The sequence below is a fragment of the Kitasatospora sp. NPDC057965 genome (genome assembly GCF_042887135.1).
Lineage (GTDB): Bacteria > Actinomycetota > Actinomycetes > Streptomycetales > Streptomycetaceae > Kitasatospora.
In genome coordinates this window covers 89,061-112,792 of record NZ_JBHVPZ010000005.1, presented here as the reverse complement: position 1 = coordinate 112,792, position 23,732 = coordinate 89,061, and the positions used below count along the sequence as shown (strand labels likewise).

Below are 23,732 nucleotides of genomic sequence, written 5' to 3'. Positions count from 1 at the left end.
CCTGCGCTCAGGCGGCGCCGCGCCGGTCGAGCTCCTCGTCGAGCGCGAGCGCCGCGTCGATCAGCGCGAGGTGGGTGAACGCCTGCGGGAAGTTGCCCAGTTGCTCGCCGGAGGGCCCGATCTCCTCGGCGAACAGGCCCACGTGGTTGGCGTAGGTGAGCATCTTGTCGAAGGCGTAGCGGGCCTGCTCGACCCGGCCGGCCCGGGCGAGGGCCTCGACGTAGAGGAAGGAGCAGAGGTTGAAGGTGCCCTCCGTGCCGCGCAGCCCGTCCGGCGAGGCCGCCGGGTCGTAGCGGTAGACCAGGCTGTCGCAGACCAGTTCCCGGTCCATCGCGTCCAGGGTGGACAGCCAGTCCGGGTCGGTGGGGGAGAGGAAGCCGACCTTGGGCATCAGCAGCAGCGAGGCGTCCAGGACCTCGGTGTCGTAGTGCTGGACGAAGGCCTTCCGCTTCGGGCTCCAGCCCCGCTGCACCACCTGGCGCAGGATGTCGTCGCGCACCGAGCTCCAGCGGTCCAGGTCCGCCGGGCGGGCGTGGGTGCGGGCCATCCGCACCGCCCGGTCGAAGGCCACCCAGCACATCACCCGGCTGTAGGTGAAGTCCTGGCGTCCGCCGCGGGTCTCCCAGACCCCCTCGTCGGCGCGGTCCCAGTGCTCGGTCAGCCAGTCCACCAGCCGGCGGAAGGCGTCCCAGCCGCGCAGCGCGCCCATGTCGCCCTCCCCGGCGGCGAACGCGTAGGCGGCCTCGCCGTAGATGTCGAGCTGGAGCTGGTCGGCGGCGGCGTTGCCGGCCCGCACCGGGAACGAGCCCAGGTAGCCCTCCCAGTGGCCGAGCGTCTCCTCGCCCAGCCGCGGGTCGCCGTCGATGCGGTACATGATCTGCAGCCGCTCGCGCTCGGCGGCGGCGGCCTCGACCCGGTCGCGCACCCAGCGGCGGAACGCCGCCGCCTCCTCACGGAAGCCGAGCCCGATCAGGGTGTGCACGGAGAGCGAGGCGTCGCGGATCCAGGTGTAGCGGTAGTCCCAGTTCCGCTCGCCGCCGACCTGCTCGGGCAGGCCCATGGTCGCCGCGGCGATCAGCGCGCCGGTCGGCCGGTAGCTGAGCAGCTTCAGCGTGATCGCCGAGCGGTCCACGATCTGCTGCCAACGCCCGTGGTAGTTCGAGGACTTCAGCCAGCCGTACCAGAACGCCCGGCAGGCGTCGAAGGCGGCGAGGCTCTCCTCGTCCCGGGGCGCGGCGGGCAGGGCGGTGCCCGGCGGCCGGCTGGTCAGCACGACGGTGGCCATCTGCCCGGCGTCCAGGGTGAACCGCGCGGTCACGTCGGTGCCGTCCGAGCGCAGCACGACCGGCTCGGTGGCCTGCACGCACAGCTCCTGGCCCGCCCCCTCCAGGACGGCGGTGCGCTCGTCGGGCAGGGCGAGCCCGTGGGTGGCCCGGCCGTAGTCGAAGCGGGGGCGGCACTCCAGGACGAACGGCACCCGGCCGCGCACCACCCGCGCCGCCCGGAGGATCCGGTGCTGCTCGCTCGGGATGGGCGAGGTGTCCGGGAGCATGAAGTCGATCACCTCCGCCACCCCCTGCGGGGCGAGGAAGCGGGTGACCACGATGGCCGTGCCGGCCAGGTAGAGCTGCTTCACCTGGGCGTCCGGCACGGCCTCCCGGTCGACGGCGAGCCGGCACCGGCCGCCCTTGCGGTGGTCCAGCAGGGAGGCGAACAGACTCGGGGAGTCGAACCGGGGGGCGCACCACCAGTCGATGTCGCCGTCGGTGGAGACCAGCGCTGCGGTCTGCAGGTCGCCGATGACGCCGTGCTCGGCGATCGGGGGGTAGGGACTCATGGTGGATGCTCCCTCGGCGGACGACGGGACCCGGACGGCGCGGTCCGGGCGGTGGGAACCGCCTGCGCCGCCACCGTACGGGGGGCGGTCCGGGCGGAGGATCACCCCGGGCGGGTGAACGCCCGCCGGGTGGCCCCGCCGCGTCCTGCCGCACCCCGCCACTCCCCGCCGCTGCCACTCCCCGCCGCTCCGGCCGCCGTGCGCCCGGGCCGGCAGGTCACCTCGTGGGGGTGATGCGCCGGGCTCCCGGGACGACCAGGCTGGAGGCCACCGTCGAAGCGAAGGGAGCCGGCCCCATGCGCTACGAGATCCGGGTGTCCGGCGTGCTGCAGGAGACGACCCGCCGGGAGGGCTTTCCCGAGCTGGAGAGCAGGGTCGTTCCCGATCACACCGTTCTGTACGGGGACGTCGTCGACGAGGCCCACCTGTTCGGTCTGCTGAACCGCTGCCAGGCGCTGGGCCTGCGGGTGACGGAGCTGCACCGGCTGCCCGAGTGAGGCGCCCCGCCGTCGGCCCACGCGCCGCGGTCGGTCCGTGTGCCACCGGCGGTCCACGCGTCGCCGTCGGCTCACGGGCCGTCGAGCAGGTGCAGCCGGGCCGCCCTGCGCACCGCCTCGCGGCGGTTCGCCGTCAGCAGCTTGCGGTTGATGCTCTTGAGGTGCGTCTTCACGGTGTTCGGCGACAGGTACAGCTCGTCGGCGATCTCCTGGGTCGACAGCATCCGCGCCGCGTGCCGCAGCACGTCGCGCTCCCGCTCCGTCAGCGCCTCGGTCAGCAGGTCGGCCGGCGGCTCGGCGGCTGGTGCGGCCGGAGCCCGGGTCGGCGGCCGTCCGCCGGGGGGCGGGCCGTCCGGGTGCGGGTCCGGCGCGGACGGGCGCAGATCCTCGGGCAGCCAGCTGTGGGCCCGGGCCAGCCGGGGTTGCCGGTGCAGCTGGCGCCGTACCCAGGGCGCGGACTCGCGGAACGGCCGGAGCAGACCCTCCGGCTCGGCGGCGGCCAGGGCCTGCGCCAGCAGCCGGGCGCTCTCCGGCCCGCCGGGTTCGGCGTCGGCCTGGGCCAGCAGCAGCAGTGCCCGGGTCCGGGTGGCGCCGCCCACGGTGGGGTCGTCGCGCAGCGCCCGCAGCTGGGCGAGGGCGCCCGCCTCGTCCAGCCCGGCCGCCAGCCGGGCCCGCGCCACCACCACCAGCGAGTCCGGCGCCCTGGTCGGCACGCCCTCCAGGACCGCCACCGCCGCCTGCGGCCGTCCGGCCGCCAGATGCGCGGCGCAGGCGGTCACGGCGAGGCACTCGCGGCTCCAGTCGGACGGGCGGTCGGCGAGGCCGCCGTCCTCCCGGCTCTCCTCCAGCAGTCGCAGCGCGGCGTCGGGCCGGCCCCGGGCCAGTTCCAGCTCGGCGCCGAGCACCGCTTCGCCCAGCGCGACCACGGGATCGCGTTCGGCCGCCGGGCGGGCCGTCATCCGCAGCAGCGCCCGGCGGGCGTCGGCCGGCTCGTCGCGCTCCAGCGCGGTGGCGGCCAGCACCAGGTCGCGCACCTCGGTGCGGCTGTCGGGCGGCAGGCTGGAACGGTCGGCCTCCTCGTCGGCCTCGCGCACCCGGTGCTCGGCCCGCCCGGAACGGCCGCGCAGGTGGTCGATGAACGCGAGCCGGCACAGCGAGTCATGGCGCAGCCGGGCGGTGCCGGGCGAGGGCGGGGCCTGCGCCGCGCACTCCAGGGCCGCCCGCGCCTCGTCGAGCCGGCCGTGCCACAGCAGCGCGGAGCCGAGGCCGGCGTCCACCAGGGCGAGCAGTTCGGGGTGCCGCTCCAGCGGGCCGGCCGGCGCCCGGCCGGCCAGCTCGTGGGCACACCGGGCGGCCCGCTCGGCGAGCGCGGCCGAGCCGAGCAGCCGGGCGGCCTCCGCCCGCACGAAGGCGGCCGCCAGCCGCAGTTCGGTCTGCTGCTCCGCCAGCCGCGGTTCGACGCGCTCCAGGACCCGCAGCACGCCGTCCACCTCGTCGCGGCCCAACTGGACCGCGGCCCGGACGAGTTCGGCGGCCGGGGTGTGTTCGGTGGCCGGCATCCGGGAGAACAGGGCGCGCAGCCGGGTGGCGTCCCGTCCGGCGACCAGCTCGCCGAGGGCCAGCTGGTCGACCAGCAGCTGCGCCGCCGACCCCCAGGCGCCGCCCTCGACGGCGTGGTCCAGCGCCGCCCGGTACTGGCCGTGGTCGGCGAGCCAGCGCGCGGCCCGCACCCGCAGCCCGTCGACGCGGTCCGGGGCGGCGGCGCGCAGGTGCAGGCGCAGGATGCCGGCGAACATCGGGTGCAGCCGGTACCAGCCGTCGGACAGCGCCTCGGTGAAGGCGTTGTCCTGGTGCAGCTGCTCCAGGATCCGCCGGCCGTCGCGGCGCCCGGTGAGCGCGTCGGCGAGGTCGGGGTGGACCCGGCCCAGGATGCTGCAGCGCAGCAGCAGGTCCTGGGTCGGCGCGGGCTGGGTGCGCAGCACCTCGGCGAGCAGGTAGTCGGAGAGCGCGGCCTGTCCGGCGTCGATCCGCCCGAGGTAGGCCTCGGGCTCGCCGGAGTCCTTGGCGGCGAGCGCGAGCAGCCGCAGCCCGGCCGCCCAGCCGGAGACCGCCCGGTGCACCGTGTCGACGGTGGACGCGTGCAGCCGCAGCCCGTGGCGCTCCAGCAGCTCGGCCGTCTCGGCCGGGCCGAAGGCGAGGTCGGCGGCGTGGATCTCGGCGAGCTCGTCCGCGGCCCGGTAGCGGTGCAGCGGCAGCAGCGGCTCGCGGCGGCCGACCAGCACCAGCCGCAGCTGCCCGGCCGTGTGCCGGACCAGGTCGTGCAGCTGACCGGTCAGCCGGGGGTTGTCGATGTGCTCGAACTCGTCCAGCACCAGGACCAGCGGCTGGGGCCGGGCGTTGATCCAGGCGGCCAGCCGGACCAGCAGGGACGGTTCGACGTGCTCGGCCCGGGCCGGGGCGCCGACCTCCTCGGGCAGCCCGGGCACGCCGCCGCGCAGGGCCTCGCGCACGTAGGCCCAGAAGGTGCCGGGCTGGTTGTCGCCCTCCTCCAGGGTGAGCCACCCGGCCGGCCCCGGGAGCCCGCCGCGGGCCAGCCAGTCGGCCACCAGCAGGGTCTTGCCCGCCCCCGCGGGCCCGTCGACCAGGGTCACCGGCCGGGACACGGCCGCGTCCATCCGGCGCAGCAGCCGCTCGCGCCGGACGAAGGTGGCGGCGGGCGGGCCGGGCGGGCGGATCCGGGTGAGCAGCATCGGGTCCCCGTTGGGGAGCCTCGCGGGCGCTGTGCGGGTGTGCGGCATGGGGCCACCGCCTGGTGGTTCCGCCGTGCCCGAGGGCACGGCCGGGCGCGGACGCGAAAGGGCGGGCCGCGGGCTCACCGGCGCTCGGTCGCTCCGGGTGACGCCACTCAAACGGTAGTACGGCCCGGCCGCCGGGTGCCATCCGAGCGGGCGGGGCGGCCCGCCTCACCTCCCGGGGGTGAGGCCGGCACCCGGCGGACCGGCGACGATCGTCGCGAGGACCGGTCCGGGCGGCCGGTCCTGCCCCCGACCCCGCAGGAGGCCGCCGTGACCGGACCCGGACCGGCATCCCGCAGGCGCGTCCCCGGCCCGCCCGGACCGGGCCCGGAGGGGTCCGCGCAGCGGACCGACTACGCCGGCGCCGTCTACGGCTCGATGCTGGCGGCCTCCGTGATCGCGGCCTCGACGCTGAGCGGACCGCACCCGAGGCTGTCGCTCATCCTGCTGCTGGTGATCACCGGCCTGGTGTTCTGGGCGGCGCACGTCTACGCGCACGTCGCCGGGCAGCGCGAGGCCGGCCGCCAGGTCACCCGGCGGCAGGTGCGTGAGGTGGGGCGGCACGAGTGGCCGATCGTGGAGGCCGCCGCGCTGCCGGCCCTGGCGGTGCTGGTCAGCCCTTGGCTGGGGACCGGGGAGAACGCCTGGCTGGCCCTCGGCGTCGCGGTGGCCCAGCAGGTGGGCTGGGCCGGCCTGGGCGCCCGCCGGGCGGGGGCGACACCGCGCCAGGTGCTCGCGGAGGGCGCGGTCAACCTGCTGCTGGGCCTGGTCATCGTGGCGGCCAAGGTGGCCGTCGGGCACTGAATCACCCGGACCGGGTGGTCCCGGGGGGCGCTCCGTCGTGGCGCAGTGGTACTCGGGGCAGCCTGCCCGGATCCGGGGCTCCCGGGCCCCCGATGACCCACGCCCGACAACCCACGGAGGCCACCATGACCGCCGCCGTTCCGCACGGTCCCGCCCGCCCGGCCGGGGCGCGCGCGAGGACCGACCCCGTCGGCTCCGGCCTGCTGACCTTCGCCGGTGTGCTGCTGGTGCTGGTGGGCTCGCTGAACGCCCTGGACGGCATCTCCGCGATCGCCGGCTCGCACGTCTTCATCGGGAACGCCCACTTCGTCTTCGGGGACCTGCTCGCCTGGGGCTGGGTGATGCTCGCCCTGGCCGTCGCCCAGCTCGGGGCCGCCTACGGCGTCCTCGCCCTGCGCGCGCAGTGGGCCCGGTGGGCCGGCGTCGTCGTCCTGGTGCTGAACGCCTTCGCGCAGATGTCCTTCGTGCCGTCCTACCCGGTGTGGTCGCTGACGATCATCGCGATCGACGTGGTCGCCATCTACGGCCTGACCGCCTACGCCACCCCCGACCGGTGGGGACCCGCCCCCTCCGAGGAACCCCCGGGCCCCGGCGGCGCCGCCTGAGCGGCCGGGCCGCGTCCTCGGAGCGCGTGACCGCCGCCCCCGCCACCGGATCGACCGTCGGCGGGGACCGGCGGTCCCGCACGTCCGACGGCTCACCCGGGCCGCGCCGCCCCCGCCGCCGGCCGCTCCAGCCGCCAGACCACCGCGATCCCGGTGCCCGCGGGAGGGACCGGCGGCGTGCTCGGCCCGCGGTGGATCTCCGCGAACCCCAGCCGGCGCGGTACGGCGGCGCTGGCGGTGTTGGCCAGGTCGTGCACGATCTCCACGAAGTCCACGTCCGGCAGCGTGAACAGCTCGGCGGTCAGGGCCGCCGCGGCCCTGGTCGCGATGCCCCGGCCGGTCGCGGCCGGGTGCAGCCAGTACCCCAGCCCCCGCCCCCGGGGATCGGCGCCGCAGTAGGCCTGGCACATGCCGAGGAGCGCGCCGCTCCCGGCCTCGACGGCGTAGTTGAAGACCTCGCCCTCCTCCCACCGGACCCAGGACCGCGCGAGGAAGCCCCGGGTGTCCTCCTCGCTGTTCCCGGTGACCCAGGTCACCCAGGGCCGCAGGTGCTCCAGCGACTCCTCGAACAGCACCAGCGCCGCGGCGAAGTCCTCCTCCCCCCGCCACCGGCGCAGCGTGAAGCCTCCACAGTCGATGATCTCCCTCGGTCTCCCCATGGACGCCATGATGTCCCGCGCCGCAGGCGTGTCACCAGAGCGGCGGGGCCGCACCCGAGTCCGGGGGTGCGGCCCCGCGGGGCGTCGGTCAGTACCGGTCGCCGTAGCGCCGGTGGAACTGCTCGACCCGGCCGGCGGTGTCGAGGACGCGGGAGCGGCCGGTGTAGAAGGGGTGGCTCGCCGAGGAGATCTCGACGTCGACCACCGGGTAGCTGCGGCCGTCCTCCCACTCGACCGTGCGGTCACCGGCGACGGTCGAACGGGACAGGAAGGAGAGGCCGCCGCTCTTGTCGCGGAAGACGACGGGCCGGTACGCGGGGTGGATGGCGGTCTGCACAGGAGGCTCCTTCGGGTCGAGTCCGGTCGGTTCGGGTCGGTTCGGGTCGGCGGGTACGGGGCCGGCGGGTCAGCGCTCCTCGCGGAAGTCGACGTGCCGGGCCACCACCGGGTCGTACTTGCGCAGCACCATCCGGTCCGCGTCGGTGCGGCGGTTCTTGCGGGTCACGTACGTGTATCCGGTGCCCGCGGTGGAGCGGAGCTTGATCACCGGGCGAAGTTCGCTACGGGCCATGGGGGTGTCCTCCCGGGGTCGCGCGGTGGTGGGCCGGAGCCCCTCCACTGCAATGGAAGTCGTTTTCATCCGGCTCCAACACGGGCCCCGCCCGGTCCATTCCCGGGGCCGGGGGAACGACGGATCAGGGCCGCGCCAGCGCCGCCACCGCGTCGGCGAAGCGCGCCGGGCCGTCCGGAACGGTGTCCAGGAAGAGGTTCGGCTCGACGAGCTCCAGCTCCAGGACGAGCGGCCGCCCGTCACCGTCGAGCACCAGGTCCACCCGGGCGTACAGCGGCGGGCGAGGGGAGGGCAGCGCGGCCAGGGCCGCGAGCGCGGTGCGCAGCTCCGCCCCGGTCGGCCGGTACGGGACGAGGCCGGGGTGCGGGTGGCGGTCGTTGTCGATCACCCCGGGCTCGGTCAGCAGGGGACCCTTGCGGACCGCGTGGCTGAAGACGCCGTTGAGCAGGACCAGCGCGCGTTCGCCCTCCGCCACCCGGGGCAGGTAGGGCTGGACCATCACGCCGCGGCCGCGCTCCAGCAGCGTCCGGGCGTGCCGGGCGGCCTGCTCGCCGTGACCGGGCTCGTAGCGGGCGGTGTCCAGCGCGCCCGCCGAGACGACCGGCTTGACCACGACGCCGTCGGGGGCGTCCAGCTCCCCCGGGTCGGCCGGGTCGGCCGGGGCGTTCGGGGAGCCGGGTTCGAGGAACCGGGTCGGTACGACGGCGACCCCGTGCCGGGCCAGCTCCCGCAGGTAGTGCTTGTCGCAGTTCCAGCGGATCAGCGGCGCCGGGTTCCACAGCCGGGTGGCGCGCGCCGTGCCGTCGGCCCACCGCAGGAACTCGTCGAGCCGCTCCACGTAGTCCCACACCGAGCGGACGACGGCCAGGTCGAACCGCTCCCAGGCCGCGGCGGCGGCGCCCCACACCACCGGCTCCGCCGCCAGCCCGCGGTCGGCCAGCGCCGCCACGACGGGCGCGAGGTCGCCGTCGAGTTCGGCGCCGGCCTCGCTGGTCACCACGGCGACCCTGGTCACGGTCATGACTGCCCTCCTGCCACCAGTCCGACCCGGCCCACCCGGGCGGACGACGCGGATCCGCCGTTCAAGGCGGAGCGCCCGTCACTCCGGCCAGGCGGAGTCCTTGATGACCTCGACGAAGTCGCCGCGCTCGAAACCGGGCAGGTAGTGGGCCAGCACATCGGCCTTGACGTTGCCGAAGGTGGTGGCGGGCCGGTCCTTGACGCCCTCGGTGAAGGCGGCGAGGATCCGGTTCTTGAAGTCCGGCCGGGGGTGGGCGGCGGTGACGGCGGCGCGCTGCGCGTCGGTGACGGCGTGGTAGCCGATACCGAGGACGTCCAGCTCGACACCACGGGTGACCAGGGCGATCTCGGGCGCCATGTGCAGCGGGATCTCCGGGGTGGTGTGCAGCGCGATCGCGGTCCACACCCGGTCGGCCGGCTCGCCCGTGATGCCGTGGGCGTGCAGGAAGCGGCGGGCCTCGTCGGCGCCGTCGATCTCGAAGCGCCGGTCGGTGCGGGCGTAGCGGCCGGTGAGCCCGAGGTCGTGGAACATGGCGCCGACGTAGAGCAGCTCCGGGTCGAAGTCCAGCCCCTGTTCGGCACCGCGCAGCGAGCCGAACAGGAAGACCCGGCGGGAGTGGTCGAACAGCAGCGGGGAGGCGGCCTCCCGCACCAGTTCGGTGGCCTCCGCGGCCAGTGCGCTGTCCGGGATCCGCACACCCGCGATCGTCTCGCTCATCTCGGTCTCCTTCCGCTGGGGAACACTCGGTGGCCCCTCCACCCTCGCCCGGCGGCGGGGGCGGGCGCCAGGCCCGATCGGCCGTTCGCCCGAGCGGTGGGCGCCGCTGTGCAGGCGGGCCGCTCCGATCGGGCGGCCGGCTCGTTGAAGGGGGTATGGCGGACGAAGCGGGTGACGGCGGATCGGCGCCGATGGTCTGGGCCCTGGCGGTGCGTGCGGCGGCGGCCGGGCCGCCGTACGCGGAGCTGATCGTGGAGATCGGCCCGCGGCTGTACGAGGAGTTCGTCGAGAGCGCGGTGGACAGCGGTTTCGTGCTGGCGGCGGGGGAACCGCCCGCCACCACCGCCGTGGTGGGGCTGCGGGGCCATGTGCTGAGCCGGCTCGTCCTGGTCGGCGGCCGGCAGCTGTGGGAGCCGTCCTCCGAGGTCCACGCCTCGCCCGGCTGGGTGGCGGCCGCCGAGGGCCGGGCCGCCGTGGTGGTGCTGCTCGTACCGCCGGGGACGTGGCCGCCGGACCTCATGGACCTCGCCCCGGAGCAGGGCGCGGAGGTGCTCGGCCGGAGCCTGGAGGCGGCCCGCACCACCGGCGCCGTCCTGCACGGCACGGCGGCCTATGCGCAACTCGGCGGCTGATCCCGTGCTGCTGATGGGACGCCAGTGGTATTCGGGGTCGGACTCGTGCGAACGAATCATTCCGATGAGACTCCCGGTCGGTCAAGGGAAAACAAATTTCCCGACCGCCTGAAATAGTCCTGAAATAGAACGGCAATATCAAACAGCGGGCACCTGTTCGGTTTGTTGGGTTGAGGAGAAGGCGCGCCCCGGGCGGACGGACGGGGTGGCGCGCCGGGCGTGCGCCGGGCCCGGAGCGGCCGGCCCGCGCCGCGCGGGCACCCGTCCATCGGCCTGAGCCCGGCAGCATAATGGCAGGTCGATGCCGTCTCCGCGGGGGAGTGGCGCGCCCGCCGCCCGCGCCGTTCGTGCGCCCCCGGACGGCTCTTCCGGCCGCCGATGGTCGGTGGACGGCGCGCGGCCCCGCGCCCCGCTCGCGCAGTGGCGCGACGGGCGCCCGGGGTGCGCGATTCCGGTCGTGCGGGCGGAATGCGCGCCGTTGCGGGAGTCGTGGCAGCCAACCCAATATTCGGATGGCCTTATCGCCATACCGGAATCCCGCTTCCGGGTCCCGCCCCGTCGTCCACCCTCGCCCCGCCGTGCCCGGTGCCGTTCCGCGCCAGGCTTTCCGCCCCGCACTTCCCGCGTTCCGCGATCAACTGTTCGGCGATCAACTGTTCCGCGATCAGACGTTCCGCGATCAACCGTTCCGCACTGCCGCCGCCCGCCGCCGACCCCCTGCCACGAGGAGGGTTCCGTTGGACAACCGGTACGAGGCCTACGCCTACGCCGATCCGATCTTCTACGACTCGCCCCGGCGCTGGGGAGCGCACGAGGAGTTCGACGCCGTGACCCGCCCGCTGCCCGCCGGCTGGGAGCACGGGGACCTGGAGATGTGGGCGGTGGTGCGTCCCGTCGACGTGCGGATCCCCGACCAGGGCTGGAAGATCCACGTCTCCGCGTGCGTCGAGGACGCGGAGGAGGTGCTGGAGACCGTCTTCGCCTACTGCCTGCGCGAACACGTGACCTTCAAGTTCCTGCGCGGCCTGCCGATCCTCCAGGTGCAGAACTCCAAGTACGCGCCCCGCGGCTCCAGCGGGAAGTTCTGCACCCTCTACCCGGTGGACGACGCCGAGCTGGAGCGCTGTCTCGACGGCCTCGGCGCGCTGCTCGCCGGCCGCCGGGGGCCCTACATCCTCAGCGACCTGCGCTGGCAGGACGGCCCGCTGTACCTGCGGTACGGCGGCTTCGCCGAGCGCTACTGCCGCAACGAGGCGGGCGAGCGGGTGCTGGCCCTGGTCGGGCCGGACGGGCGGCTGGTGCCGGACGTGCGCGGCACGGCCTTCTCGGTCCCCGCCTGGGCGCCGGTGCCGGAGTGCATCGCCGCGGCCGTCGCCGAGCGCGCCGTCCAGCGCGACACCGGGCTGCCGTACACCGTGGAGCGGGTCCTGCACTTCTCCAACGCCGGCGGTGTCTACCTGGCCCGCGACGGGCAGGACGGCCCGCCGGTGGTGCTGAAGGAGGCCCGCCCGTTCGCCGGGCTGGACCAGCGCGGCGTGGACGCGGTGACCCGGCTGCGCAACGAGCACGCCGTCCTGGCCCGGCTGGCCGGCGTCCCCGGGGTCCCCGCCGAGTACGGGCTGCTGACGGCCTGGGAGCACGAGTTCCTCGTCCAGGAGTACGTGGCCGGGCAGGCCCTGAGCGAGTGGCTGACGGCCCGCTACCCGCTGATCCACCCCGGCGCGGACGAGGAGGCCGTCGCCGGGTACACCCGGGACGCCCTGGCGATCGTCGGCCAGGTCGAACGGGCCCTGGGACAGATCCACGCCCGGGGCGTCGTCTTCGGCGACCTCCATCCCCGAAACCTGATCATCGGACCGGACGGTGAGCTGAGCTTCATCGACTTCGAACTCGCCAGCACCGTCGAGGACTTCCTGCGCCCGGCGCTCGGCGCGGCGGGCTTCACCGCACCGCTCGGCGTCACCGGGCCGGACATCGACCGGTACGCGCTGGCGGCCGTGCGGCTCTGGCTCTTCTACCCGCTGGTCCAGCTCACCGCCCTGGACGCGGACAAGGCCGGTGAACTCGCCGACGCGATCGACCGGCGCTTCCCGGTACCGCCCGGCTACACCGACGACATCCGCCGCCACCTCGCCCGCTCGCCCGAGGACGGCCGCACGCCCCGCCCCGAACTGGCCGCCGGCCGCACCGGGACCCGCGCGCTGCTGGAGGCCCCGGTGGCCGACTGGCCGGCGATCAGGGACTCGCTGGCCGCCGGCATCGCCGCCGCGGCCACCCCCGGGCGGGCCGACCGGCTCTTCCCGGGCGACATCGCCCAGTTCACCCTGGGCGGGCTCGGCCTGGCGCACGGCGCGGCCGGGGTGCTCTACGCCCTGCACGCCACCGGGGCCGCCGTCGATCCCGCGCACGTGCGGTGGCTGGCCGCCGCCGCCCGCGACCGCGCCCCGGCGCCCGGGCTGTACCACGGCGGCCACGGCGTCGCCTACGTCCTGGACCTGCTGGGCGAGACGGAGCAGGCGGCCGAGCTCCTGCGCCGCCTGGGAGCCGCCGCGGGGGCCGAGGGCGAACCCGCCGCGGCGCCGACGCTGGTCTCCGGCGGGCCGGGGATCGCGCTCACCCTGCTGCACTTCGCCCGCGCCACCGGGGACGACCGGCTGCTGGACGAGGCGCTGGGCGCCGCCAGGAGCGCCGCCATGACCTGGGAGAAGGCCGGCCGCGGCGACGCCGGACGGCGCGCCGGGCTGCTGGCCGGCGCCTCGGGCGCCGCGCTCGCCCTGGTCCGCCTCCACGAGCACACCGGGGACCGCGCCCTGCTCGACCAGGCCGAGACCCTCCTGGAACTCGACCTCGACCGCTGTGTCACGGTCGCCGACGGAACGCTGCAGGTGGTCGACCGGCGCCGGGTGCTGCCCTACGTCGAGACCGGCAGCGCGGGCATCGGCCTCGCCCTGGCCGCCTTCCTCGTCCACCGGCCCGGCAGCGTCCTCGCCGGGCGGCAGGCGCCGATCCGGAAGGCGGCCGAGCCGGAGTTCGTGATCCAGCCGGGCCTGTTCAACGGACGGGCCGGACTCCTCGGCTACCTCGCGCTGACCGGCGACCCGGCGACGGCGCAGGCCCGGTCGGCCCGGCACCGAGCCCTGCTGGCGCTCCACCAGGTCCCGTACCACGGCCACCTCGCCTTCCCCGGCGACCAGTTGCTGCGCCTGTCGACGGACCTGGCGACCGGTTCGGCCGGGGTGCTGCTGGCCCTCGGCACGGCCCTCGCGGGCACCCCCTTCCTCCCGTTCACCGGTCCGGCGCCCGCGCCCCGGTGACGACCCCCGGGCGCGCCGGTCGCGCCCCCACCGACTCCCGGCCACCCGGCCGGGTGGTACACCGCAACCGAAGGAGAACGTCATGGCGATCCTCGACCTCCAGACCCTGGAGCTGCCCGAGACCGAGGCGGCCCCGATCGACGACACCCTCGCGAGCACCAGCTCGCTGAGCGTCCTCAACTGCACCGTCAGCACCGTCAGCACCCTGCTCTGCCTCTGACCCGACCGGCCGCCCGCACGGGCGGCCCGTGACGGTCGACCCGGCCGGAGGGTCCACGGACCAGCCGGCCGGGTCCCGGTCGCGGCGGCCACCGCCGCGTCCCGACGGTCCCGCCCCAGGAGAGAGGTGTACCGTGGCCGACCGGCCCGCGCCCGCCCACGCCGCCGAGCCGGCCCGTGCCGCCGAACCGGCCGCCGCCCCCGCGCCCGCCCCGGCCACCGCGCCGCCGCACGTCCGGCTGCGCCGCGAACTCACCGCCCAGCCGGTCCGCCTCGCCGCCGCCCTGACGCTCGCCGTGGTGGCCACCGCCGCCGCCCTCGCGCTCCCGCTGCTGGTCCGCCGGATCGTCGGCGACTTCTCCGGCCACCGCTCGCTCGCCCCCGGACTGCTGATGATGGCCGCCGCCGCCCTCACCGGCGCGGTGGCCCAGGCCCTCTCCGGCTTCCAACTGGCGCAGGTCGGCGAGGGGATGACCTACCGGCTGCGGACCGCCCTGATGGCCCACGCGCTGCGCCTGCCGCTGCCCGTCGTCCGGGCCCGGGGCACCGGCGAGCTCGCCGCCCGCGTCACCTCCGACGCCCAACTGCTGGGTCAGGTGGTGGAAGTGGCGATGCAGCTGCCGCTCGCCGCGCTCAGCGTGCTGGCCACCCTCGCGGTCATGGTGTGGATCGACTGGGTGCTCACCGTGGTCACCGTGGCCGCGCTCGTCCTGCTCACCGCCCTGGTCCTGGTGATCACCCGCCGGATGCGGGCCAATGTCACCGGGCAGCAGGACGCGGTGGGAAGGATCGCCCAGCGCTTCACCGCCGACCTGGAGGCCCTCACCACCATCAAGGCCTACCGGGCCGAGGAACTGGCCGACCGCGTCCTGGCCGAGGACGCCGAGCACCTGCGCGCCGTCTCGCTGACCGGCGCCCGCCTCGGCGCCCTGGTCCCGGCGGTGCTCACGCTCGGCAACCAGTTCGCCATGATCGCGGTCATCCTCACCGGCGGCGCGCGGCTGGCGGCCGGTCACCTGCAGGTGGCGGCCTTCGCCGCGTTCCTGCTCTACCTGCTCCAGACCGTCCCGTCCGTCAACACGCTGGCCACCGGGTTCGGCCGTCTCCAAGCGGGGCTGGCCGCCCGCGACCGCTGCAACGAACTCCTCGCGCTGGCGCCCGAGGCGGAGCCGGACGACGCCGCCCGGGCGACGCCCGTCCCCGCGCCCGAGGCACCGGCGGTGGTCTTCCGCACCGTCTCCTACACCCACACCGGCGCTCGGCGCGCCGCCCTGAGCGCCGCCTCCTTCAGCATCCCGCGCACCGGACTGACCGCCGTGGTCGGCCCCTCGGGCGCCGGCAAGAGCACCGCCCTCGCGCTCGTCGGCCGCTTCGTGCGGCCCGGCGCCGGATCGGTCAGCGTCCTCGGCCACGACCTGCGCGCCTGGCCGCTCGGCGCACTGCGCGCCCGCATGGCGTACGTGGACCAGGAGTTCACCCTCCTGGAGGCCAGCGCCCGCGACAACCTCCAGCTCGGCCGGGCCGGCGCCGCCGACGAGCACGAGCTGGCCCGGGCCCTGGCCACCGTCGGCCTGAGCGAGGACGTCGAACGCCTCCCGCACGGCCTGGACACTGTCCTGGGCCGGGAGTTCGACCTCTCCGGCGGCCAGCGCCAGCGGATGGCCCTGGCCCGCGCGCTGCTCGCCGACGCCGACATCGTCCTGCTGGACGAGCCCACCAGCCAGCTCGACGGCCTCAACGAACTGCGCTTCCGCGAGATCGTCGACCGACTGGCCCGCCGCAGCGCCGTCGTGGTCGTCGCCCACCGGCTCTCCACCGTCCAGCACGCCGACCACGTGATCATGATGGACGGCGGCGCCGTCGTCGACGCCGCCGACCACCCCACCCTGCTCGCCCGCTGCGCCCCCTACCGCGAACTGGTGACCAGCCAGGCCGGCCCGCCCCTGCACGCCTGAACCCGGCGGGTCAGTCCCAGTCGGATTGCGGCTGCACGAGCCCGGGCCCGCCGGTGTGCGGGACGGGCACGTAGCCCTCGGCCGGGGCAGGCAGCGTGTCCACGCACGCCGCCGAGCAGGCGTTGACCAGGAGCGGAAGCACATCGGTCGCCACTCGCAGCGAGATCCACACCTGCCGCAGTCCGGCCCCGTCGACGCTCCGGCCGCACACGCTGCACCCGCGGACCGCCGTGGTGCCCCGCACCCCGGGGTCGAGGCCGTACGCTACGCCGGCGTCCCCGGCCTGCGCGCCGCCTTCGGCAACTGGCGCACCACCGAGGCCGACGTCCGCCGGACCGTCGCCGCCCTCGCCCGCGCCCTCCGCACCCCGGCCGACTGACTCCCGGCTCACCCGGAAGGGGTGGTGCGCGGGCGGGCGGGGTGGGCGACCGTGGGCGCGAGGGGGTTCGGTTTCTCCTCCGGAGGCGGCGATGGACAGCTATCCGCTCTTGAACATCTTCCTCACGACCATGTGGATCTTCCTCTGGATCCTCTGGTTCATGCTCCTGTTCCGGGTCTTCGGCGACCTGTTCCGGGACGACTCCGTGAACGGCTGGGGCAAGGCGGGCTGGTGCGTGCTGCTGATCATCCTGCCGTTCCTGGGCGTGTTCATCTATCTGATCGCCCGCGGGAAGGGCATGGGGATGCGCGAGATGGCGCGCGCGAAGGAGGCCGAGGCGGAGTTCCGCACCTATGTGCGCGACGCGGCCGGGGCGGAGGCGAAGCCGGCCAGTGCCGCCGAGGAACTGGCCCGGCTCGCGGAACTGAAGCGCGACGGCTCCATCACGGAGGAGGAGTACCAGCGCGCCAAGGCGCTCGTCCTGGAGTGACGCGGCAGACCGTCACCGCTCCCCGTCCCCCGCGCCGGCCGGCTCGGGGGACGCGGGCGCGGGGGTGACCGGGTGGGCGGGCGCGAGGAACTCGCGCAGGGCGAAGGCGGCCAGCACGACCACCGCGAACCAGAACACCACCATCCCGGTCGGGTGGTCCCACAGGACGAAGACCACGGCGGCGACGACCAGGATCAGCACGCCCAGCCAGCGCTTCCAGCGGCGGACGAAGCGCTCCACCGGCCCGGCCCGGAACCCCGCCGCGTCGGCGGAGGACCGCAGCGCCGCGACCCCGTGCCCGGTCACCGTGCGGACGGTCACGGCGACGCGCGAGGGACCGATGAAGAACGCCCCGAGCGCGACGACCACGGCGACGAAGCCGACCATCCGCACGCCGACGCGCAGGTAGTGCACCAGGGCGTCGTAGACTGCGCCGGCGGCGGCCTGCGAGGCGTCCGCGGGCAGGTGGTCCAGGAAGTAGGAGCGGAAGACCGCCAGCGCGATGCCGAGCAGCAGCATGGCCGCCCCGATGCCGAGGGCGGCGCCGACCAGCGCGCGGCGGCGGTTGAAGGCGGTCAGCACGCCGGCCGCGGCGATCAGGACCGTGATGACCGGCAGCCACCAGCCGAGGATCTGCAGGAGCCGGAACCAGCCCTTGATCTTGGCGAGGTCGGGCGAGGAGAACACCACGAACGAGGTGTGCACCTCCGGGATCTTGGCGGCGGGCGCGAAACCGGCGTTGACCAGCTCGGTCTTGACGCGTTCCACCATCGGCCCGATGTCGATCACGACCTCGTCGTTCTTCAGTTCCACCGCGCCGCCGCCCTGGCCGGTCAGGGCCTTGACCATGGTGCTGTGCGCGGCCCGTACGGCGTCCTCCCACACGGTGGCGAAGGCGTCGCTGGTGACCACCCGGGTGGCGGCGCCGTGCACGAGGTTGGTCAGCGCCCCCTCCAGGGGACCGGTCAGCCCGCCCAGCAGCTGGGCGAGCCGGGGCGGCACGCCCTGCTCGGCGGCGGCCTGGGAGAGGTCGTTGACCACGGCCTTGACGTCGATCTGCTCCGTCGCGGCATCGGTGATCCGGTTGGCGAGGGCGTTCTGCACGTCGGGGTTGTGGGCCAGCGGCGCCATGGTGGCGACGAACCGGTCGGTGTCGGTGATCTCGTCGTGGGTCCAGACCGCGATCACCGCGAGCAGCGACAGCACCGAGGCCACGATCACCAGGACGGTCGCGCCGGTGGTGCGCAGCCGGTGGTGCTGCGGCCCGCGCCGGGCCTCGGCCTCCAGCTGGGCGACCCGGTGGTGGAGCGCCTCCAGCTCGCCGGCGTCCGGGCGGACGGGCTCCGGGCGGTCGGGCTGCGGTGTGCTGGACTCGGCCGGTGGCATGCGGGCGGCTCCTCGTTCTGGGCGGTCCGGGGGCGGAACGGCGGCACCGAGCGGACGGGTCGCCGTGTACACCAGCCAAGGGCCCGGCCGGGCGGACGGCGAGCAGGGTTACCCCACCGGGGTGAGGCGCTCCCCCCGGCGGAGGGAGCGCCCGGGTCACGGCTCGGGTCACCCCGAACAGGTGAGCCGGAGAGCGGGCCCGGCGGGTTAGCTTCGCCGAGGGTCGGCTCCACCGCAGCGTCCGGGGCCGGCTCCCGGCCGACGCCGTCGGCCGGCCCTCCTCCGACAGGAGCCGACGTGAGCAGCGAACCCGACACCCGCGGCGAACTCGACGACCTGGGCCCCATCGACTACCTGGTCATCGCGTTCCCCGGAAGCCACTTCACCGGCGAGGGACTGCCCCTGCTCGTGGACCTGGTCGACCGCGGCATCATCCGCATCCTCGACCTGACCTTCGTCCGCAAGGACACCGACGGCACCGTGGTCGGCGCCGAGCTGGCCGATGTGACCGGCGACGGCCGTCTCGACCTGACCGTCTTCGAGGGCGCCTCCTCGGGCGTGCTCGGCGAGTCCGACGTCGCCGAGGCCGGCGCACTGCTGGATCCCGGCGACTCCGCCGCCGTCCTTCTCTACGAGAACCGCTGGGCGGCGCCGCTGGTGGCCGCGCTGCGCCGGGAGGACGCGCGCCTCGTCGCCGGCGGGCGGGTCCCGGTCCAGGACCTGCTGACGGTGCTGGACTCGCTCGACCGGCTCGACGCCGCGAGCTGAGCCCGCTCCCCTCCCGCACCCCCCTCACCCCTCGCACCCCAGGAGGAAGCCATGCCCGGACTGCTCCGCGGAGTCGCCCGTACCGCGGTGGTCGCCGGAACGGCCACCGCCGTCTCCAACCGGGTCTCCCGCCGCCAGGCCGGCCGCTGGGCGCAGCAGGACGCCCCGCAGGCCGGCTACTACGCCGAGCCCGCCGCGCCCCCGCCCCCGCCGGCCGCCGCACCGCCCGCCGCGCCGACCATGGAGGACAAGCTGGACCAGCTCAAGGACCTGGCGACGCTCAGGGACCAGGGCGTCCTCACCGAGGAGGAGTTCGCCGCCCAGAAGGCCCGGATCCTCGGCAGCTGACCGCGTGCTGGGCGCGCGGCGGCAAGGCGGGTGACGTGGTGGTGACGTGATGAACCGCTGGAAGACCCTGGTCGTGCTCGGGACGGCCCAGTTCCTCATGGTGCTCGACGCGTCGGTGATGAACGTGTCGATCAGCCAGCTGGTCGAGGACTTCGACACCGAGGTGACCGCGATCCAGGCCGTCATCACCCTCTACACCCTGGTCATGGCCTCCTTCATGCTGACCGGCGGCAGGCTGGGCGACATGTACGGTCGGCGCCGGGTCTTCGTGGTCGGGCTCGCCGTGTACGCGGTCGGATCGGGGCTGACCGCGGTGGCCCCGACCGTGGGTGTGCTCGCGCTGGGGTGGTCGGTCATCGAGGGCCTGGGCGCCGCCCTGGTCCTGCCCGCGCTGGCGGCGCTGGTGGCCGGCACCTACCAGGGCCGCGACCGTGCCGTGGCCTACGGCGTCGTCGGCGGACTCGCGGGCGCCGGCATCGCGGTGGGGCCGCTGCTCGGCGGCTGGGTCACCACCTATCTGACCTGGCGGCTGGTGTTCGCCGGGGAGGTGGTCCTGGTCGTCGTGATCCTGTTCCTGATGCACTGGGTGCCGCCGCAGCCGCCACCGGAGCGGCGCCCCCGGCTGGACGTGGCGGGCGTGGTGCTGTCCGCCGCCGGCCTCGCCGTGATGGTGCTCGCGGTGCTGCAGAGCGGCACCTGGGGCTGGGTCCAGCCCCGCAACCCGCCGTTCACCGTCCTCGGCTTCGCCCCGACGCTGTTCGCGGTGGCGCTCGGGGCCGCGCTGATCTACGCGTTCGCCCTGCACGAACGCCGCCGGGAGGCCAAGGGCCTCGACCCGCTGGTCTCGCTCGCGCTGTTCGACAACCGGACGCTGCGCTCGGGCCTGGCGACCCTGTTCAACCAGAACACCGTCCTGCTGGGCCTGTTCTTCGTCATCCCGCTCTACCTCCAGGTCGTCCAGGGCCTGGACGCCTTCCAGACCGGCCTGCGGCTGCTGCCGGTGTCCATCACCATGCTCGCGGCCTCGATGTCCGGCTCCCTGATGCTGCGGTTCGCCTCGACCCGCACCATCGTCCGGGCCGGGCTGCTGGTCCTGGTCGCCGCCACCCTGTGGCTGATCACCGTCATCGGGCCGGAGCTTCGCGGCGGCTCGTTCGCCGGGGCGATGGCGCTGCTCGGCATCGGCATGGGGATGCTCGCCTCCCAGCTGGGCAACACGGTGCAGTCCAGCGTGCGGCAGGAGGAGCGCAGCGAGGCGGGCGGGCTGCAGTACACGGCCCAGAACCTCGGCTCCTCGCTCGGGACGGCGCTGATCGGCGCGATCCTGATCGGCGCCCTGGCGACGTCCGTCACCAGCCAGATCGAGAGCGACCCCCGGGTCTCCGCCGCCGTCGCCGAGCAGGCCGGGGTCCGCGTGGAGGCGGGGCTGTCGTTCGTGCCCGCCGACCAGGTGGCGGCGGCGCTGGCGGCGCAGCCCGGGATACCGCCGGAGGAGGCCGCGGCCGTGGTGGAGAGCTACCAGGACGCGCAGATCAACGGACTCAAGGCCGCGGTCCTCGCGTGCACGGGCATCACGGCCGCCGCCGTCCTGTTCACCCGCCGGCTCCCCTCCCGGCGCCCGGCCGCCGGATCCGGGCCCGAGGAGTAGCCCGGACGCTCCCGTTGCCCCGGGCCCGACCGGACGGTGCCCCGAAGCACACCCCGGGGGAGCGGTGGCGCGGTGCCGTCAGCGCGGCCGGTGGGCGGCGACGGCGAACATCGTCACCGACAGGTGGAAGGCACCCTGCTCGGCGGCGGCCGTCAGGTCCTCGTAGAGCCGGTCGCGCTGCTCCTCGTCCATCAGGCCCCGCCCGAGGGCTGCCGCGCCGAGCCCCCGCACCAGGGGCCAGGTGACGGACCGGGGGTCGTGCAGCAGGACGTCGGAGCCGATCGCGTCGACGGTCAGCCCGGCCTCCGCCAGCCAGCCGGCGAGCCGGCGCCCGGCGTCGGGGGTGGCGGCGGCGTCCCGGGCGACCGTGGCCAGCGCGGACCGGACGCCGGGGGAGGCGGGGTGCAGGATGAAGGTGGCCCAGTCGGTGTCCAGCAGGGTGACCCGGCCACCCGGCCGCAGCACCCGGGCGATCTCCGCGACGGCCCGCGCGGGATCTGTCAGATGCTGCAGGACCCGTTCGCACCGCACCGCGTCCAGGTCCGCGTCCGGCAGCGGCAGCGCGAGCGCGTCGCCGTCCAGGAAGCGGGCCGCACTCCCGGCCTCGGCGGCGCGCCGCTCGGCGAGGGCACGCAGCCCGGGGTTGGGCTCCAGCCCGATCGCGCTGCCGCCCGGCCCGACCGCCGCGGCGAGCACGCGTGTCTCCGAACCGGTGCCGGACCCGATGTCCAGCACCCGCTCGCCGGGGGCCGCCGCCAGCCGTTCGTGCGCCCACGCGCGCAGCCGCCGCACGCCGGCGTTGGCGGCCTGCGCGTCCAGCGCGGCGACCAACCGGCCGGTGACCGCGGGATCGGCGTTGGTGGCGTGGAACGGCGAGGTCGGCCGGGGATCGGTCATGGCGCCCACTTTAGGCAGCGCACCCCGCTCCGGCCTGGCCGCTCCCTGTTGTGTCCTGTCGTGTCCTGCCGTGTCCTGTTGTGGCGTCAATCCCGCGCCGGTGTCATCGGATTCATTCCGTTCCGCCCTATCGTCCTGGAGAGCCGGCGTCCGTATGATCTGGGCTGCCTGCCGTCGGGGACGCCTGTGGGGGGCGGGACCCCGCGTGGTGCCCGGAGCCGTCCCGTCGGCCTCGATCGTTCCCAGGGAGGGCAGCACGGTGCGGTTCGCGGGTGTGGGTGTGACGCGTGAGGGCTACCGGATCGCCGTGCCGGGGGCGGTCGAGGTGTTCGAACACTGCGGGGTGGAACGGCCGGTGGCCCGGCTGATCGAACTGGCGGCCCGAACCCCGGACGGCCTCACCGTGGTCGTCGACAGCGCCAACGGCATCATGGACGCCTCCCTCACGGCCGCCGGGGTGCGCGTGCTGCGCGCCGATCCGCCGCTCCTCGCGGACGGCGGCGCGACGGCGGAGGCGCTCGCCGCGCTCGGCCGCTCCCGTGCCGAGGACCTGGCGGTACTGCCCGCCGGGGCCTGGACGATGAGCGGGCGCGAGGAGGAGATCGCGGCCGCGGATCGGGCCGGCGCGCCGGTGGAGAGCGAACTCTCCTCCCGGGGACGGCTGCTGACCGGAAGGGAGGACACCGGGCCGCTGGTGGCACTGACCTTCGACGACGGCCCGCACCCGGAGTTCACGCCTCGGATGCTGGACGTACTGCACCGTCACGACGCCCCGGCCGCCTTCTTCTGCATCGGCCTGAACGCCCTGGCCCACCCCGCCGTGGTGCGCCGGATCGCCGACGCGGGCCAGACCCTGGGCAATCACACCTGGTCCCACGCCTACCTGCCGGACCTGGGCCCGATCGGCCTCGCCCGCCAGCTCGGCCACACCCGTGAGGTGCTCGCCGAGGCCTGCGGCGACGACCGCCCGGTCCGCTGGCTGCGCCCCCCGTACGGCGGACGAAGCCCCGAACTCCTCCGCGCGGTCGACGGATTGGGCCTGGTCACGGTGCTCTGGGACGTCGACGCCAAGGACTGGTCACGGCCCGGCCCCGAGGTCATCGCCGACCGGATCCTGAGCCAGGTGCGCCCCGGCTCGGTGATCCTGATGCACGACGGCGGTGAGGACCGTTCGCAGACCGTCGCCGCGCTGCCCGCCGTCATCACCGGCCTGCGCGCACGCGGCTACCGCCTGGTTACCCTCGACCAGCTGCTCGCGGCCACACGCCCCGTCGCCGCCTGAGCCGGCGTCGCCTTCGGCGCCGCCGCCGTCTCACCTGCCGGCCTCCGCCACCCGCTCGCCCGCCCAGTCCAGGAACGCCCGCACCTCCGCCTCCGGCAGCGCCGCGCCGGCCGCCGCCCGAGGCCGTTCGTAACCGCGTACCGCGGCCTCCAGCAGCGCCCGGAACCGGGGTTCGGCCTCGGCGGTCTCCCGGGCCGCCGCCCGCTTGGCCGACCATCTGCCGGAGCGGCAGAAGGCCACCGCCCGGCAGCCGTTGAGGACCCGGTCCTCCGCGCGGTGCCCCGGCCCGTCGGCGTGCTCGCGCACGGCGGCGCGCAGTGCGGCGAACAGCTCGGCGGGCGCGGGCTCCGCGATCACGCGGCGCGCCGGCGCGCCCCACAGGGTGATCCCGGCCCGGTGCGCGATCGAGCGGTCGATGACGAACCAGAACGCCGCCGCCCCGGCGCCGTCCAGGTCGGCGCGCTCCGCCAGCAGCGGCCCGGTGTCGAGGTTGAGCAGGAACCTCGGTCCGCCCGCCGACCGTCCGGCGAACTCCGCGTCGTGGACGACCAGTTCCAGCCCGGCCGCCGGGCAGGGCAGCCCCGGATGGGCCAGCTCCCCGGCCAGCCGGCGCAGCGCCGCCCTCGGCAGGCCCGGTTCGACGACCACCACCACGTCCACGTCGCTGCGGCCGTGCCGGTAGTCGCCGAGTGCCACCGACCCGACCGCCACCACGCTCACCAGCCGGGCCCCGCACACCGCCCGCACCCGGCGGACGACCTCCCCCAGGTATGCGCGCAGCTCGGCGGGCACCGGCCGCCGCTCCTCGTCATCGTGGCTCATGGGCCAAGTCTGCCCGTCCGCGGCCGTCCGGCGGTGGACGCCCGACTCCCCTGAAAACAGGGGGATGTGACGACAGGCCCGGACCC

General features: G+C 75.5%; 23 protein-coding genes. 12 read left to right on the top strand and 11 right to left on the bottom strand.

Annotation, left to right across the window (positions count from 1 at the left end; all coding sequences use genetic code 11):
- Positions 1 to 7: 7 nt before the first annotated feature.
- On the bottom strand, positions 8 to 1,837 hold the full coding sequence (locus ACFVVU_RS08185) for a glycoside hydrolase family 15 protein (protein WP_387788755.1): 1,830 nt from the start codon (positions 1,835 to 1,837) through the stop codon (positions 8 to 10).
- A 296-nt stretch (positions 1,838 to 2,133) separates the two neighbouring features.
- On the opposite strand from ACFVVU_RS08185, the gene ACFVVU_RS08180 reads away from it, so the two are divergent.
- Positions 2,134 to 2,334 (top strand): hypothetical protein, encoded by a 201-nt coding sequence (locus ACFVVU_RS08180; RefSeq protein WP_355363385.1) that lies wholly within the window; start codon positions 2,134 to 2,136, stop codon positions 2,332 to 2,334.
- A gap of 71 nt (positions 2,335 to 2,405) precedes the next feature.
- Here ACFVVU_RS08180 and ACFVVU_RS08175 read toward each other — a convergent pair whose 3' ends face one another.
- Positions 2,406 to 5,132: a LuxR C-terminal-related transcriptional regulator gene (locus ACFVVU_RS08175; RefSeq protein ID WP_387788754.1), complete on the bottom strand. Its 2,727-nt coding sequence runs from the start codon at positions 5,130 to 5,132 to the stop codon at positions 2,406 to 2,408.
- Positions 5,133 to 5,399: 267 nt separating this feature from the next.
- Here ACFVVU_RS08175 and ACFVVU_RS08170 point away from each other — a divergent pair, with 267 nt between their 5' ends.
- Complete coding sequence (locus tag ACFVVU_RS08170) at positions 5,400 to 5,933, top strand: hypothetical protein (protein WP_380679941.1); 534 nt, start codon at positions 5,400 to 5,402, stop codon at positions 5,931 to 5,933.
- Between the two features lie 125 nt (positions 5,934 to 6,058).
- On the top strand, positions 6,059 to 6,538 hold the full coding sequence (locus ACFVVU_RS08165) for a hypothetical protein (RefSeq protein ID WP_380679938.1): 480 nt from the start codon (positions 6,059 to 6,061) through the stop codon (positions 6,536 to 6,538).
- Positions 6,539 to 6,630: 92 nt separating this feature from the next.
- On the opposite strand, the gene ACFVVU_RS08160 is transcribed toward ACFVVU_RS08165, so the two are convergent.
- The 5 genes from ACFVVU_RS08160 to ACFVVU_RS08140 all read right to left on the bottom strand — a co-directional run bounded on the left by ACFVVU_RS08160 (position 6,631) and on the right by ACFVVU_RS08140 (position 9,506).
- Complete coding sequence (locus tag ACFVVU_RS08160) at positions 6,631 to 7,197, bottom strand: GNAT family N-acetyltransferase (RefSeq protein ID WP_387788753.1); 567 nt, start codon at positions 7,195 to 7,197, stop codon at positions 6,631 to 6,633.
- 88 nt (positions 7,198 to 7,285) lie between these two features.
- Entirely contained in the window at positions 7,286 to 7,534 is a 249-nt protein-coding gene (locus tag ACFVVU_RS08155; RefSeq protein WP_380679932.1) for a type B 50S ribosomal protein L31, read from the bottom strand.
- A gap of 69 nt (positions 7,535 to 7,603) precedes the next feature.
- On the bottom strand, positions 7,604 to 7,768 hold the full coding sequence (gene rpmG / locus ACFVVU_RS08150; protein WP_355363397.1) for a 50S ribosomal protein L33: 165 nt from the start codon (positions 7,766 to 7,768) through the stop codon (positions 7,604 to 7,606).
- A gap of 124 nt (positions 7,769 to 7,892) precedes the next feature.
- The gene (locus ACFVVU_RS08145; RefSeq protein WP_387788752.1) at positions 7,893 to 8,789 is read right to left on the bottom strand and encodes a RimK family alpha-L-glutamate ligase; all 897 of its coding nucleotides are present in this window, start codon (positions 8,787 to 8,789) and stop codon (positions 7,893 to 7,895) included.
- A gap of 78 nt (positions 8,790 to 8,867) precedes the next feature.
- Positions 8,868 to 9,506 (bottom strand): HD domain-containing protein, encoded by a 639-nt coding sequence (locus ACFVVU_RS08140; protein ID WP_387788751.1) that lies wholly within the window; start codon positions 9,504 to 9,506, stop codon positions 8,868 to 8,870.
- Between the two features lie 155 nt (positions 9,507 to 9,661).
- On the opposite strand from ACFVVU_RS08140, the gene ACFVVU_RS08135 reads away from it, so the two are divergent.
- The 4 genes from ACFVVU_RS08135 (at position 9,662) to ACFVVU_RS08120 (ending at position 15,626) form a co-directional block, all read left to right on the top strand.
- The gene (locus tag ACFVVU_RS08135) at positions 9,662 to 10,138 is read left to right on the top strand and encodes a hypothetical protein (protein ID WP_380679922.1); all 477 of its coding nucleotides are present in this window, start codon (positions 9,662 to 9,664) and stop codon (positions 10,136 to 10,138) included.
- A 737-nt stretch (positions 10,139 to 10,875) separates the two neighbouring features.
- Positions 10,876 to 13,452: a class III lanthionine synthetase LanKC gene (gene lanKC, locus ACFVVU_RS08130; RefSeq protein ID WP_380679919.1), complete on the top strand. Its 2,577-nt coding sequence runs from the start codon at positions 10,876 to 10,878 to the stop codon at positions 13,450 to 13,452.
- An 82-nt stretch (positions 13,453 to 13,534) separates the two neighbouring features.
- Entirely contained in the window at positions 13,535 to 13,672 is a 138-nt protein-coding gene (locus tag ACFVVU_RS08125) for a SapB/AmfS family lanthipeptide (RefSeq protein ID WP_380679916.1), read from the top strand.
- Positions 13,673 to 13,805: 133 nt separating this feature from the next.
- Positions 13,806 to 15,626: an ABC transporter ATP-binding protein gene (locus tag ACFVVU_RS08120; protein WP_387788750.1), complete on the top strand. Its 1,821-nt coding sequence runs from the start codon at positions 13,806 to 13,808 to the stop codon at positions 15,624 to 15,626.
- 10 nt (positions 15,627 to 15,636) lie between these two features.
- Here ACFVVU_RS08120 and ACFVVU_RS08115 read toward each other — a convergent pair whose 3' ends face one another.
- On the bottom strand, positions 15,637 to 16,017 hold the full coding sequence (locus ACFVVU_RS08115) for a hypothetical protein (protein WP_387788749.1): 381 nt from the start codon (positions 16,015 to 16,017) through the stop codon (positions 15,637 to 15,639).
- A 79-nt stretch (positions 16,018 to 16,096) separates the two neighbouring features.
- On the opposite strand from ACFVVU_RS08115, the gene ACFVVU_RS08110 reads away from it, so the two are divergent.
- A complete protein-coding gene (locus ACFVVU_RS08110; RefSeq protein ID WP_380679907.1) occupies positions 16,097 to 16,495 on the top strand; it encodes a PLDc N-terminal domain-containing protein in 399 nt (132 codons plus the stop codon).
- Positions 16,496 to 16,507: 12 nt separating this feature from the next.
- Here ACFVVU_RS08110 and ACFVVU_RS08105 read toward each other — a convergent pair whose 3' ends face one another.
- A complete protein-coding gene (locus ACFVVU_RS08105; protein WP_380679904.1) occupies positions 16,508 to 17,881 on the bottom strand; it encodes a hypothetical protein in 1,374 nt (457 codons plus the stop codon).
- A 297-nt stretch (positions 17,882 to 18,178) separates the two neighbouring features.
- On the opposite strand from ACFVVU_RS08105, the gene ACFVVU_RS08100 reads away from it, so the two are divergent.
- From ACFVVU_RS08100 to ACFVVU_RS08090, 3 genes are read left to right on the top strand one after another with little or no spacing between them, the layout of a single operon-like run.
- On the top strand, positions 18,179 to 18,649 hold the full coding sequence (locus tag ACFVVU_RS08100; protein WP_380679901.1) for a DUF6325 family protein: 471 nt from the start codon (positions 18,179 to 18,181) through the stop codon (positions 18,647 to 18,649).
- Positions 18,650 to 18,700: 51 nt separating this feature from the next.
- Positions 18,701 to 18,997, top strand: coding sequence for an SHOCT domain-containing protein (locus ACFVVU_RS08095; RefSeq protein ID WP_387788748.1), 297 nt, complete (start codon positions 18,701 to 18,703; stop codon positions 18,995 to 18,997).
- Positions 18,998 to 19,046: 49 nt separating this feature from the next.
- A complete protein-coding gene (locus ACFVVU_RS08090) occupies positions 19,047 to 20,645 on the top strand; it encodes an MFS transporter (RefSeq protein ID WP_387788747.1) in 1,599 nt (532 codons plus the stop codon).
- Between the two features lie 78 nt (positions 20,646 to 20,723).
- Here ACFVVU_RS08090 and ACFVVU_RS08085 read toward each other — a convergent pair whose 3' ends face one another.
- Complete coding sequence (locus ACFVVU_RS08085; protein ID WP_380679892.1) at positions 20,724 to 21,542, bottom strand: methyltransferase domain-containing protein; 819 nt, start codon at positions 21,540 to 21,542, stop codon at positions 20,724 to 20,726.
- 274 nt (positions 21,543 to 21,816) lie between these two features.
- On the opposite strand from ACFVVU_RS08085, the gene ACFVVU_RS08080 reads away from it, so the two are divergent.
- Positions 21,817 to 22,824 (top strand): polysaccharide deacetylase family protein, encoded by a 1,008-nt coding sequence (locus ACFVVU_RS08080; protein WP_387788746.1) that lies wholly within the window; start codon positions 21,817 to 21,819, stop codon positions 22,822 to 22,824.
- 30 nt (positions 22,825 to 22,854) lie between these two features.
- On the opposite strand, the gene ACFVVU_RS08075 is transcribed toward ACFVVU_RS08080, so the two are convergent.
- Positions 22,855 to 23,646 (bottom strand): aminoglycoside adenylyltransferase domain-containing protein, encoded by a 792-nt coding sequence (locus ACFVVU_RS08075; RefSeq protein ID WP_380679886.1) that lies wholly within the window; start codon positions 23,644 to 23,646, stop codon positions 22,855 to 22,857.
- Positions 23,647 to 23,732: the final 86 nt, after the last annotated feature.